Origin of the sequence: Streptomyces mangrovi (assembly GCF_900114215.1) — a bacterium.
GTDB lineage: Bacteria > Actinomycetota > Actinomycetes > Streptomycetales > Streptomycetaceae > Streptomyces > Streptomyces barkulensis.
In genome coordinates this window covers 64,937-77,227 of record NZ_FOSG01000003.1, presented here as the reverse complement: position 1 = coordinate 77,227, position 12,291 = coordinate 64,937, and the positions used below count along the sequence as shown (strand labels likewise).

The window sequence follows — 12,291 nt, the reverse complement described above, 5'->3', positions numbered from 1 at the left end:
GAGAGGAGTGGGAGGTCTTTCGGGTGCCGGGGCGCGGTGCGGCGCGCCGCGCGGCGGTCAGCCGTCGGCGGCGGCCGGTGGGGGCGCGGCGGCGGCCAGGGTGGGGACGGGCCCGATCCGGTACAGCACCTCGGGCTCGTGTCCCTCCTCGGGGAACAGCGCGCCCTCGAAGAGGACCTCGCGCCGCACCGGCGCGCCGTGGCGCTCGGCGTAGGAGGTGAACAGTCGGTTGGAGGCGGTGTTGTCAGGGGTGATCGTGGTCTCGATCCGGTCGACGCCCAGTTCCTCGGCGGTACGGATGGTCAGCCCGTCGAGCATCGCCGCGGCGAGGCCGCGTCCGCGCTGCCCGTGGTCGACGGCGACCTGCCAGACGACCAGGGTCCGCGGGTGCTGCGGCCGGACGTAGCCGGTTATGAAACCGACCGGCTCACCGGCGCCGTCGCGCGCCACCACCGAGGTGGCGGCGAAGTCGCGGCACCACAGGAGGTAGCTGTAGGAGGAGTTGAGGTCGAGGACCCGGGAGTCGCGCGCGATCCGCCAGATCGCTGCGCCGTCCTCCACGCGGGGCGCGTCGAGCTTCAGTCCCTCCGGCATTTCGACGGTCTTTCTGTGGGCACCTGCATGGTCTGCTTGTGCGGCGGTCATGCAAATCCAATTTACCCAGAGCGAACTCAAATCACATCGAGGGAAGGGGTTACGCAGGAGCGCGTCATATGTTATCGCGCGTGGGTGCGCACGCGCACGAAGGGCGCTGCGTTATGCCTGGTATGCCCCGTATTTTCCGGGCAAAGAGGAATCACTGTTGAGTCCGTCACAGATCCATAACGAGCACGGAACCTGTCCGAAATACGAGGTTCGCCGATATCAAATCTTAGTGTTTAAGGATCGCGCGAGCGGGCATGAGGATATGGGATTCTATTCTCGTCAGGTGCCCGTAAATTCATCTTTGATTCATGGAAGATACCTCAGCGAAACCTGATCGTGAGGTTCTTCGGGGAACTCGGCGGAAGTTCCCCCTCCGCCGCCACCGGTCCGGCCGGGCGGACCGGTCGGCCACCACGGTCACCAACCGCTCCGTCCCGCGGATCCGGCGCGCAGCGCCCCCGCGGTCCCGTGCGCGCGGCCGGAACCCGTCCGGGCCGGCGCCAGCATCCGTTCCAGTTCGGCGATACCGCGCGAGGTCTGGCTCTTGACGGTGCCGACCGAGACGCCCAGGGTGCGGGCGGTCTCCTTCTCCGACAGGTCGAAGGCGTGCCGCAGAACGACACACGTCCGCTTGCGCAGCGGCAGCCGGGCGAGCGCGTCACGCACGTCCAGTACCGCGGGCACGTCCGGGTCGTCGATGCGGTCGGGCCGGTGCGACCAGAACAGGGCGACCCGGCGGTGCTCGCGCAGCAGGCTGCGCAGCCGGGTGCGTGCCATACCGGCGACCACGCTGCGCGCGTACGCCAGCGGGTGTCCGCCGACGCGCACGCTGTCCCACCGGCGCCACACCGCGACGAGTGCGTCGGCGGCGAGGTCGTCGGCTCCCTCGGAGTCTCCCAGCAGCAGATGGGCGAAGCGGGACAGATCGGCGTAGTGCCGGTCGAAGAAGGCGTGGAACTCTTCGGCGGGGGCGTCCACGTGGCCTCCTCAGGGCTCGACGGATCCTGTGAAGTGGTGTGCCACGACCCCCTGCGGCTGCGTGAGCGTAACAGGGGACTCGTACAGTGCGGCATATGAGCGAGCGCGGGAATTTCCACATCCGGGGACGGGTCCTGACCGGGCCCGGCCCCGATGACGTCCAGGGCGAGATGTGGGTCGTGGACGGGCGGATCACCTACCAGCGGCCCACCGGGCCGCTGGAGGCGACCACGGTCGAGGGCTGGGTGCTGCCCGGCCTGGTGGACGCACACTGCCACGTCGGACTCGACGCCCACGGCGCCGTCGACGACGCCACCAGCGAGAAGCAGGCACTCACCGACCGCGAGGCCGGAACGCTGCTCATCCGGGACGCGGGATCGGCGGCCGACACCCGGTGGATCGACGACCGCGAGGACCTGCCGCGCATCATCCGGGCCGGCCGCCACATCGCCCGAACCCGGCGCTACATCCGCAACTACGCCCACGAGATCGAGCCCGGCGATCTGGTGGCGTACGTGCGGCGCGAGGCGCGGCGCGGCGACGGCTGGGTCAAGCTCGTCGGCGACTGGATAGACCGCGAGCAGGGCGATCTGACCGCCTGCTGGCCGCGCGGCGCGGTGGAGGCCGCCATCGCCGCCGCCCACGAGGAGGGCGCGCGGGTCACCGCGCACTGCTTCGCCGAGGACTCGCTGCGCGATCTGGTGGAGGCCGGGATCGACTGCGTCGAGCACGCCACCGGCCTGACGGAGGAGACAGTCCCGCTCTTCGCCGAGCGAGGTGTCGCCATCGTCCCCACCCTGGTCAACATCGCGACCTTCCCCCGGCTCGCCGAGGGCGGCGAGGAGAAGTTCCCGCGCTGGGCCGATCACATGCGGCGGCTCCACGAGCGCCGCTACGACACCGTGCGCGCGGCGTACGACGCGGGCATCCCGGTCTTCGTCGGCACGGACGCGGGCGGCTCGCTGCCCCACGGGCTGGTCGCCGACGAGGTGGCGGAGCTGGTGGCGGCGGGCATCCCGCCGGTGGACGCCCTGTCGGCGGCCACCTGGGCGGCCCGAGCCTGGCTGGGGCGCCCGGGGCTGGAGGAGGGCGCCGAGGCGGATCTGGTGGTGTACGAGGAGGACCCGCGGGCCGACGTACGGGTGCTGGCCGCGCCGCGGGCGGTGCTGCTCAGGGGGCGTCCCGTGAGGTGACGGGGTGCGTGAGGGCGTGCGGTGCGCCGGCAGGGGCCGCAGGCGGAGGGGGCGTCGTGGGCCCGCGTCTGCCCGCGTTGCGAAGAAAATAGGCGCTACCCAGGATCCACGAATCGAAAACTACCCCTGGTGTGACTCTTTCGAGTGAACTAACGCTATGTATTCGCTCTTTCGCTCTACGTGGGTCAACAATGGCGTGGTCTCAGTCACCGGTGCGGGCGATGTCCCCTATTGGCCGCCGGTGACGTCATGCAATCCGTGGGGGTTTCACCTGTGAACAAGTCTGTCTACGGCCTGCTCGCCGCCGCTCTGGTGGGGGTCACCGCCGCGCCCGCGAACGCCGCCGGCGACGAGGGCTCGGCGAGCGCGGCCGTACTCCGGGCGAACCTGGAGGTCTCCCTGCTCAAGGGCGGCGCCGCCGTACCGCTGAACATCGAGCTCAACTCGGTCAAGGCTCCCAGGAGCGCCGACGAGACCCTGCTGGAAGCCCGGGTGGACGGCGCGAACGGCGGAAAGCCGTTCACCATGCTGGACGCGAAGGCCGCCACCTCGAGGGCGACGGTGGAGGAGGGGAGGGCCGAGGGGTACTCCAACCTGGCAGAGGCCAAGGTGTACCTGCCCGGAACGGCGAAGGGGATCCCTGGTACGAAGCCGCTCGTCCACGTCGAGAAGGTCACCTCCGAGGCGGTGTGCGAGGCCGGTGCCGAGCCGACCGCGCGGTCCCTGTTCGTCGGCAAGGTCAAGGTGCTCGGCGAGAAGGTCGCGGTGACGGCCGGCGGCACCACCTCGGTCCGGGTGCCCGGTGTGGGCACGGTCGAGCTGAAGCCGGCCGAGACCGTCACCACCTCCAGCACCGCGGCCGCCACCGCGCTGAGGCTGGATGTCGCGGTGGACCCGGCGAACCTGGGCGTGGCCGAGGTCAAGGGCCGGGTGACGCTGGTGGAGGCGGCCTGCGAGACGCCCGGCGGCGGAATCGGTGACACCGGTGGCTCCACCGAAGGCGGCTCCACCGAGGGCGGGTCCACCGAGGGCGGGTCCACCGAGGGCGGCTCCGCCGCCGGGGGCTCCACGAGCGGCAGCGGCGGCTCCACAGGCGGTTCCACCGGTGGCTCGACCGGTGGGGACGGCGACTCGGCCGGTTCCACCGGTGGCTCCACCGACGGCAAGGGGAACGACCCGCAGCCGCAGACCGGCTCGGAGGCGTCCGGCGGGAAGCCCACCGGCAACCTCGCCGAGACCGGTGGCAGTTCGGCCACGCCGTACATCGCCGGCGGAGCCCTGGCGCTCGTCGCCGCGGGCGGCGGGCTGCTGATGCTGCGCCGCCGCCGTGCCGCCGGCGCGGCCGACGCCTGACCCGACCGCCGCCGGGCCGGCCCGAGGCTGGCCCGGCGGCGGTGAACGGCGGCGGTGAACGGCGGCGGGACCCCGAGCGGGATCCCGCCGCCGTTTCGCGCGTCAGCGCACCCCGAGGGCGGCCAGCGTCCGCACCAGACGGTCGGTCGTCGCCCGGTCGCGTACGGCCAGCCGCAGCCACCGCGCGTCCAGACCGGGGAAGGTGTCCCCGCGGCGTACCGCGATGCCCTCCGCGCGCAGCCGCTCCCGCAGCCCGGCCGCGTCCGCGTGCCGCACCAGGACGAAGGGCGCCCGCGGGTCCCGCGTCGCCTGCCCCAGCTCACCGAACTCCGCCAGCCGGCCGAGCAGATGGGCCCGGTCGGCGGCGGTTCGCCGTGCCGCCAGCTCCGCCTCGGCCAGGGCCGCGGGCTCGCAGCACGCCTCGGCCGCGGCGAGCGCGGGGGAGGAGACCGGCCACAGCGGCTGGTGCCGCGCCAGGGCGGCGACGGTCCGCGGGTCGGAGAGCACATAGCCGATGCGCAGCCCCGCCAGCCCCCAGGTCTTGGTGAGGCTGCGCAGCACCACGGTGCGGCCGGGAAGCTGCGTCACCAGCCCCGCCAGGGACTCGCGTTCGCCCGGCACCGCGTCGATGAACGCCTCGTCCACCACCAGGGCCCGCCCCGGCCGCGCCAGCGCCGCCAGGGCGGAGGCCGGGTGCAGCACGGAGGTGGGGTTGGTGGGGTTGCCGACGACCACCGCGGCGGCCCCGGCCGGAACGCGGGCGGGATCGAGACGGAAGCCGTCCCGTTCGCCCAGGACGACGCGCTCCACCCGGTGGCCCGCGTCCAGCAGGGCGGCCTCCGGCTCGGTGAACTGCGGATGCACCACGACCGGGCCGCCGTCGCGCCAGGCGTCCGAGCCGGGCGGGGGCAGGAACCGGGCGAGCAGGACGAACGCCTCCGCCGCGCCCGCCGTCAGCAGCACGCACTCCGGCGGCAGCCCGTGCCGGGCCGCCACCGCCCGCCGGGCCGCCCGCCCGTCGGGGTAGGCGGCCAGCGAGCCGAGCGAGGCGGCCACCCGCTCCTTCAGCCAGGCGGGGGGCGTGCCGGCGCGGACGTTGACCGCGAGGTCCACCAGATCCGCTCCGGCGCCGCGCACCTCCGCGTCGCCGTGGTGGCGCAGGTCGTGCGTGGCCTCGGGGGGCCGGAGGGGATCCAGGGGCTCAGTGGGCGTGTGCATGGCCACCATTGTGGTGATGGTGGTGCCCGTGCCCGTCGTCGTCCGGGTGGTGGTGGGGCCGCTGGGGCATGCCCACCTTCTCCTCGAAGCCGGGCAGCGCGACGCGGTAGACGCACGAGTCGCAGTTCATCCGCAGATCGCCCTGAACGGCCTCCGTGTAGCGCTCCCAGACCAGTTCCGCCAACTCGTCGGCGGGACCGATGACATCGGCGCAGAGCACCTCGGTCTCCGGGTGCGCCGCGGCCCAGCTCCCGGTCTGCTCCCGCACCCGGTCCGGCAGGATGCCGGTGAACAGGAAGTACGGCAGCACCACGATCCGGCGGGCGCCCAGCATCCGGCAGCGGTCCAGGCCGGCGGGGACGTCGGGGGCGGCGAGCGAGACGAACGCCGTCTCCACGCCCGCGTAGCCGCGCCCCTCCCACAGCAGCCGGGCCGCCTTGTGCACCTCGGCGTTGGCGTCCGGATCGGTGGAGCCGCGGCCCACCAGCAGCACCGTGGTGCCGGCGCGGCTGCTCGTGCCGTCCTCGCCGTTCGCGCCGCGCAGCGCCTCGTCCACCCGGCGCTCCAGCACGTTCAGCAGCGCCGGATGGGGGCCGAGGGGGCGGCCGTAGGCGTAGGTGGTGCCCGGGTGACGCTGCTCCTCGCGGGCCAGGGCGGCCGGGATGTCGCCCTTGGCGTGCCCGGCCGACACCAGCATCAGCGGGACGGCGGCGAACCTTCGCACGCCTTCCCCGGCCAGTCCGGCGACGGCTTCGGCGAGCGGCGGCGGGGACAGTTCGATGAAGCCTCCCGCGACGGGGAGGCCGGGCCGCCGCTCGCCGAGGTCGCGCACGAAGGAGCGGAACGCCTCGGCGCCGGCGTCGTCACGGGTGCCGTGGCCGACGAGGAGCAGGGCGGGCGGGCTGGTCACTGGGTCTTCTCCTTGGATGTGGCGGGGGCGGTACGGGGGTCGGCGGCGCCGGCGTGCTGTGCGGCGCCGGCCGGGGTGTACAGAAGGGCGTTGAGGGCGGCCGCGGCCACCGCGCTGCCGCCCTTCTCCGAGACGTTGCTGACGGCCGGCAGGCCGCTGGCGCGCAGCGCCGCCTTGCTCTCGGCCGCGCCGACGAAGCCGACGGGCAGGCCGATGACCAGGGCGGGGTCCGCGTCCAGGGCGAGCAGTTCGAACAGGGCGGTGGGCGCACAGCCGACCACCCACACCGCGCCCGGCCCGACCTGCTCGTAGGCCAGCCGCACAGCGTGCGCGGAGCGGGTCAGGCCGCCCGTCGCGCGGGCGTCGGCGAGCCGGCACACCGTCTCGCGGCGGGTGATCCCGGCGGCGACCATCTCGACGTCCGCCACGACCGGCGCACCGGCGTGCAGCGCGGTGTGGGCGGCCCGCAGCGCGCTCTCGTCGGTGACCAGGTCCTCGGCGTACGCCGGGTCGGCGCTGGAGTGGATCACCCGTTCCACCACGGCCCGGGTCAGCGGCGGGAGGTGGGAGGTGTCCAGCCGCGAGCGCAGGATGCGGTACGACTCCTCCTCGATGGGGTGGACGGTGCGGGGCGTCAAAGGCGTCACGACGGCTCCTGGGGGTCGCGTACGGGGGTCTCCTCGACGGCGTCGACCGGGCACACCTCGACGCACTCCAGGCAGCCGGTGCACAGCTCGGCCCGCACCAGCAGCCTGCCGCCCAGCGGACGTATCGCGTGGACCGGGCAGGTCAGCAGGCAGGCGCCGCAGCCCGCGCAGCGGGAGGTGACGGAGACGGGGGCGGTCGCGGTCGCGGCCGCGGGCGGGACCGGGGTCGCGGGCGCGGTCACCGGGACTCCTGCCAGCGGTAGCCGCGCGGGGTGACCATACGGCCGGCCACGGTGCGGGTGGCGGTGTTGCCGACGGTCACCACCGTCATCATGTCGACCGAGGCCGGATCGAGTTCGCCGAGGGTGGTCACGGTGGTGCGCTCGCCGGGGCGCGAGGCGTTGCGCACGACCCCGGCCGGGGTGTGCGGGGCGCGGTGCCCGGCCAGCAGTGCGAGAGCCTTGGGGAGCTGCCAGTCGCGGCCCCGGCTGCGGGGGTTGTAGAACGTCACCACCAGGTCGGACTCGGCCGCCGCCCGGACCCGGCGCTCGATCACCTCCCAGGGCGTGTGCAGGTCCGACAGGCTGATCGAGACGTGGTCGTGGCCCAGCGGAGCGCCCAGCAGCGCGGCGGCGGCGAGCGCCGCGGTGACGCCGGGGACACCGACCACGTCGATGTCGGCGGAGGCCTCGGCCAGGGCGGGCGAGGCCATCGCGTACACCCCCGCGTCGCCGCTGCCGATCAGCGCCACCGCGCGGCCCGCGCGGGCCTCGGCCACGGCGGTGCGGGCGCGCTCCTCCTCCGCGCCGAGGCCGGACTCCAGCACGCGGGTGCCCGGGCGCAGCAGATCGCGGATCTGGTCCACGTACTGGTCGAGGCCGACGACCACCGAGGCGCGGCGCAGCTCGTCGCGGGCGCGCGGGGTGAGCAGGTCGCGGGCGCCGGGCCCGAGCCCGACGACGGCCAGCCGCCCGCGGGGGCGCCGCCGCGCCACGGCGCAGGTCGCCATCGCCGCGCGTCCCTCGGGGGCGGACTTCCGCTTGGGCACGACCAGTTCGGCACCCTCGCCGCAGGCGAGCAGCGCGGCGGCCTCCGCCACGCTCGGGGTGCCCACGGCGGCCAGCGGCGCGTCGGAGGGGTGGGGCACGGGCACGGCGGCCAGCTCGTCGGCGGGGTACGTCCGCAGCGGTACGCCCAGGCGCCGGGCCGTCTCCACGACGCCCTCCTCGCCGGCCTTGGCCTCGACGGTGGCCAGCTCGGTGACGGACAGCGGCGACAGACCGGCGTCGGCGAGGGCCTGCCCGACCAGGGCGGCGACCTCCTCGGCGGGTGCTCCCCGGCTGGCGCCGACGCCGACGGCGAGGGTCGGCGGGCGCAGGACGGCCGTGCGGTCGCCGGGCGCCACGGCCCGGTCGGTGACCAGCAGGGTGTACCCGCCGTCCGCGCCTTCCCCGCTGTTCCCGCCGCCCCAGTCGTCGCTCTCCGTGTCGTTGTCGGTGGTCTCGGTTACGTTGGGTGGCAGTGCGGGGAGGGGGAGGATGTGATGACGCACCAGACGGACGGGCTCGCCGTCGAGGACCGCCCGCGACACCGCCGCGACGGAGCCCTCGACGGGCAGACCGAGGGTGTCCAGACCGGGGACGCCCGTGGCGTCGGTGGCGGTGGTGACGACGGGACGGCAGCCGGGCAGGACCTCGGCCACCGCGTGCGCCAGGTCGTTCGCGCCGCCCGCGTGGCCGCCCAGCAGTGCCACGGCGTACTGCTGCGCCTCGTCCACGCACACCACGCCCGGGTCGTCCGCCTTGTCCGCCAGCAGCGGGGCGATCAGGCGTACGGTCGCGCCGGTGGCGAGGAAGCAGACGAGGCGGTCGCACTCGGCGAAGGCGCGGGTGACCGCCTCGCGGACGGTGCCGGGGCCGTCCGTGCCGCCGGCGCCGTGGGCGCCGCCTGCGCCGCCGGTGTCGTAGACACGGACGGCCTCCGGCCAGGCGGCCGCCAGGCGGTCGCGGGCGCGCCGCCCCGCGGCGGTGGCGGAGACGAGGCCGATCAGGCCGGCCGGGGCGTTCGGGGCGTTCACGAGGATGCTCCTTCGGTGCCGGGGCGGGTGCCCCACAGGACGAAGACGGGATTGCCGGCGGCGAGCCGCACCACATCGCCGGGCAGGGGAGCCAGCCGGGAGGACTGCAGCAGCACGCCGTCGGCGGCCAGACCGGCGGCGCCGAGCGCGGCCCGCACCGCCGGTACGCGGTCCAGCGCGGCGAGCGTGACGACGACCGTACGGCGGGCGCGGAGCGCGCAGGCGGCCACGATCGCCTCCAGCTCCCGCCCCCCGCCGCCGACGAACACGGCGTCGGGCTCGGGCAGTTCGGCGAGGACGCCGGGGGCCGTGCCGTGCACGGTCTGGAGGTCCACACCGTGGGCCGCGGCGTTGGCGCGGCAGCGTTCGGCGCCGTCGGCGGTGCGCTCCACGGCGACGGCCGCCGCGCCCAGGCGGGCGCACTCCACGGCGACGGAGCCTGAGCCCGCCCCGACGTCCCAGACCAGGTCGCCCGGGCGCGGCCCGAGCCGGGCCAGCGCCAGCGCCCGCACCTCGTACTTGGTGATCATCGAGTCGCGGTGGGTGAAGGCGTCCTCCGGCAGCGCCCAGCCGGCCGGCTGGCGCCGCGGTCCGGCGAGCGCCCGGGGCGCGGGGGCCAGAGTGCGGGAGGTGTCCAGGCACAGCACCACGCTGACCTCGCCGGGCCAGGTGCGGGCGGCGGCCTCGGCGGGGGAGAGGCGCTCGACGCGTTCGCCCGCCGTGCCCAGCGCGCTCGCCACCACCAGGGTGCGCGGCAGCCCGGCGGCGGCCAGGGCGGCGCCCAGCTCGGCGGGTCCCGCGCCGGGTCCGGTGAGCACGGCGGTCTTGGGATGCGCGCGGCAGACGTTGACGGCGGTGCGCGGGTCGCGCCCGTGTGCGCTGACCACGGCGGCGTCGTCCCACGGCAGTCCGGCGCGGGCGAAGGCCACCGCGACGGACGGCGCGGTGGGCCGTACGTCCAGGGCGTGCGCGCCGAAGCGTTCGGCGAGCGAGCGGACGATCCCGAAGAACCCGGGATCACCGGAGGCGAGCACCACCACCGGCCCCCCGTCCTCCGACAGCTGCCGCTCTACGGCGTCCAGCGCCGGGGCGAGCGGCCCCAGGACCACGCGCCGCACTCCGGGGGGAGGGTCGGCCGCCTCCAGATGGCGGCGCGCTCCCACGGCCAGGCGGACCCCCTGCCAGGACAGCGCGCCGGGCCCGTGGGCCCCCGCCCCTGTCCCCGCGCCCGTACCTGTGCCCACGACCGTGATCACGGCAGCAGCCCTCCGTCGTCGGAGCACAGGGCGACCACCGTGCGGCCGGTGAAGTCCACCATGGCCGCCTCCGCGGCGATCCGGTGGTCGGTGAAGCGCTCCAGCACGTCCACCACCCGGCGGCACAGCTCCGGCGCGGCCGACTGCAGCAGCCCCGCCGCGTCCCACAGCTCGTACGCGTGGCGGGCGGTGTTCGCCTCCGCGACCTCGGCCGCCAGCGCGTCCGCGCCGCCCACCGCGCGGGTGACGTCGGCCAGGACGCTCGTGTCCACCTTCGACCGCGTGTAGTGCGTCATCAGCACCCCGGAGGCCAGCTTGGTCAGTTTCCCCACCATGCCGACGAACACCACCCGGCCCACACCGTGCTCCACCGCACGCCGCAGCGCGGCGCCCGTGAAGTCGCCGACCTCGATGAAGCACACCGGGGGCAGCCCGGGCAGCAGCTCCATGGCGCCCTTCTCGGTGCGCCCGCCGGTGCACAGCACCACGGCCGGGACGCCCTGCGCGGCGGCCACCGACACCGCCTGCTCCACGCTCGCCCGCCAGGAGGCCGTCGAGAACGGCCGGACGATCCCGGTCGTCCCCAGGATGGAGATGCCGCCGAGGATGCCGAGCCGGGCGTTGGTGGTCCTGCGGGCGCGCTTCTCGCCGTCGGGCACGCTGATGGTGACGTCCACGCCGCGCTCCGCGGTGTCGACGACCTCGCCCACCGCCTGGCTGATCATGGCACGGGGCACCGGGTTGATCGCCGGGCCGCCCACCGCCAGGCCGAGCCCCGGCCGGGTGACGACACCGACGCCGACGCCGCCGTGCAGCTCGATGCCCGGCTCGCCGCGCCAGCTCACCGTGGCGGTCAGATGCGAGCCGTGGGTGACGTCCGGGTCGTCGCCCGCGTCCTTGACCACCACCGCCTCGGTGCGGCCCGGCCGCAGCTCGGCCGAGCGTTCCACGGCGAAGGTCACCCGCCGCCCCGAGGGCAGCGCGACCTCGACCCAGGGCTGGGGTTCGCCCGTGACCAGGTGCAGCGCGGCGGCGCGGGCCGCCGCCGAGGCGCAGGTGCCGGTCGTCCAGCCGGTGCGCAGCGCCTTCGGCCGCTGCTTGGCGGTACGCGGCAGGTCCGGCTCCCGCAGCTTCGGTCCCCGGGCGGGCCCGTGCTCCGGCTCCTCAGCCACGGCCCGCCGCCTCCCGGGCCGCGCGCAGCGCCCGGCGCGCCTCCGGCCGCGCGCGGCGGTGACCGTGGAAGTGCCCGGGGTGGTACAGGTGCGAGCGCGTGCCGGAGGCGGACAGCGCGGGGCCGACGAGGAACAGGGTGTGCTTCCACAGCCGGTGCTCCTTGACGGTCTCCTCCAGGGTCCCCACCGTGCAGCGCAGCACCAGCTCCTCCGGCCAGGTCGCCTGGTGGGCGATCACCACCGGGGTGTCGGTCGGATAGCCGCCCTCCAGCAGCTCCACCGCCAGCTGCCCCGAGCGCGCCGCCGACAGGAAGACCGCCATGGTCGTGCCGTGCCGGGCGAACTCCCGCACCTCCTCGCCCGGCGGCATCGGCGTCTTGCCGCCGCCGAGCCGGGTGAGGATCACCGACTGGGCGACCTCCGGGATCGTCAGCTCCCGCCCCGCGATGGCCGCCACCGCCGAGAACGACGACACTCCGGGGACGATCTCCACCTCGACGCCCAGCTCCGCGCAGCGGTCCACCTGCTCCTGGGTGCCGCCCCACAGCGCCGGATCGCCGGAGTGGACGCGCGCCACCCGCAGCCCCTCACGGGCCGCGCGCTCGTAGACGGCGATCACGTCCTCCAGGGACATCGAGGCCGAGTCCAGGATCTGCGCGTCCTCGCGGGCGTGCTCGAGGACCTCCTCGCGCACCAGGCTGGCCGCCCACACCACGATGTCGGCCTCGGCGATGGCGCGGGCGGCGCGGAAGGTGAGCAGATCGGCGGCGCCGGGGCCGGCGCCCACGATGGTCACCTTCCCGGCACTCCCCGGGGTCCTCCCGGTGGCCTTCGGGGTCCTC

The 12,291-nt window shown here is 75.3% G+C and carries 12 protein-coding genes; 2 read left to right on the top strand and 10 right to left on the bottom strand.

Annotated elements, in window-relative coordinates; genetic code table 11:
- Positions 1 to 57: 57 nt before the first annotated feature.
- Entirely contained in the window at positions 58 to 594 is a 537-nt protein-coding gene (ectA, locus tag BM237_RS05080) for a diaminobutyrate acetyltransferase (protein WP_093848278.1), read from the bottom strand.
- A 468-nt stretch (positions 595 to 1,062) separates the two neighbouring features.
- A complete protein-coding gene (locus tag BM237_RS05075) occupies positions 1,063 to 1,623 on the bottom strand; it encodes a SigE family RNA polymerase sigma factor (RefSeq protein WP_093848276.1) in 561 nt (186 codons plus the stop codon).
- Between the two features lie 95 nt (positions 1,624 to 1,718).
- Between BM237_RS05075 and BM237_RS05070 the strand changes: the two genes are divergently transcribed.
- A complete protein-coding gene (locus BM237_RS05070) occupies positions 1,719 to 2,816 on the top strand; it encodes an amidohydrolase family protein (protein WP_093848274.1) in 1,098 nt (365 codons plus the stop codon).
- 273 nt (positions 2,817 to 3,089) lie between these two features.
- Positions 3,090 to 4,169: an SCO1860 family LAETG-anchored protein gene (locus BM237_RS30230; protein ID WP_281253894.1), complete on the top strand. Its 1,080-nt coding sequence runs from the start codon at positions 3,090 to 3,092 to the stop codon at positions 4,167 to 4,169.
- Between the two features lie 102 nt (positions 4,170 to 4,271).
- On the opposite strand, the gene cobC is transcribed toward BM237_RS30230, so the two are convergent.
- Genes cobC through cobM form a run of 8 tightly spaced genes read right to left on the bottom strand, consistent with a single transcriptional unit; the run spans position 4,272 to position 12,245 of the window.
- Positions 4,272 to 5,387 carry an Rv2231c family histidinol phosphate aminotransferase CobC gene (gene cobC / locus BM237_RS05060; protein WP_245793416.1) on the bottom strand — a complete coding sequence of 372 codons (1,116 nt, stop codon included), beginning with the start codon at positions 5,385 to 5,387 and terminating at the stop codon, positions 4,272 to 4,274.
- On the bottom strand, positions 5,371 to 6,297 hold the full coding sequence (locus tag BM237_RS05055; RefSeq protein ID WP_093848268.1) for a sirohydrochlorin chelatase: 927 nt from the start codon (positions 6,295 to 6,297) through the stop codon (positions 5,371 to 5,373). Before BM237_RS05055 ends, cobC begins: the two co-directional genes overlap by 17 nt.
- Positions 6,294 to 6,944 (bottom strand): precorrin-8X methylmutase, encoded by a 651-nt coding sequence (locus BM237_RS05050; RefSeq protein ID WP_093848266.1) that lies wholly within the window; start codon positions 6,942 to 6,944, stop codon positions 6,294 to 6,296. The genes BM237_RS05055 and BM237_RS05050 overlap by 4 nt, the downstream gene beginning before the upstream one ends.
- Positions 6,941 to 7,186 carry a DUF362 domain-containing protein gene (locus BM237_RS05045; protein ID WP_093848264.1) on the bottom strand — a complete coding sequence of 82 codons (246 nt, stop codon included), beginning with the start codon at positions 7,184 to 7,186 and terminating at the stop codon, positions 6,941 to 6,943. Before BM237_RS05045 ends, BM237_RS05050 begins: the two co-directional genes overlap by 4 nt.
- Positions 7,183 to 8,994 carry a precorrin-3B C(17)-methyltransferase gene (gene cobJ / locus BM237_RS05040; RefSeq protein WP_093848539.1) on the bottom strand — a complete coding sequence of 604 codons (1,812 nt, stop codon included), beginning with the start codon at positions 8,992 to 8,994 and terminating at the stop codon, positions 7,183 to 7,185. The genes BM237_RS05045 and cobJ overlap by 4 nt, the downstream gene beginning before the upstream one ends.
- Before the next feature lie 23 nt (positions 8,995 to 9,017).
- Positions 9,018 to 10,277 (bottom strand): precorrin-6y C5,15-methyltransferase (decarboxylating) subunit CbiE, encoded by a 1,260-nt coding sequence (gene cbiE, locus BM237_RS05035; protein WP_093848262.1) that lies wholly within the window; start codon positions 10,275 to 10,277, stop codon positions 9,018 to 9,020.
- Positions 10,274 to 11,449 (bottom strand): cobalt-precorrin-5B (C(1))-methyltransferase, encoded by a 1,176-nt coding sequence (locus BM237_RS05030; protein WP_093848260.1) that lies wholly within the window; start codon positions 11,447 to 11,449, stop codon positions 10,274 to 10,276. Before BM237_RS05030 ends, cbiE begins: the two co-directional genes overlap by 4 nt.
- Complete coding sequence (gene cobM, locus BM237_RS05025) at positions 11,442 to 12,245, bottom strand: precorrin-4 C(11)-methyltransferase (protein WP_093848538.1); 804 nt, start codon at positions 12,243 to 12,245, stop codon at positions 11,442 to 11,444. Before cobM ends, BM237_RS05030 begins: the two co-directional genes overlap by 8 nt.
- Positions 12,246 to 12,291: the final 46 nt, after the last annotated feature.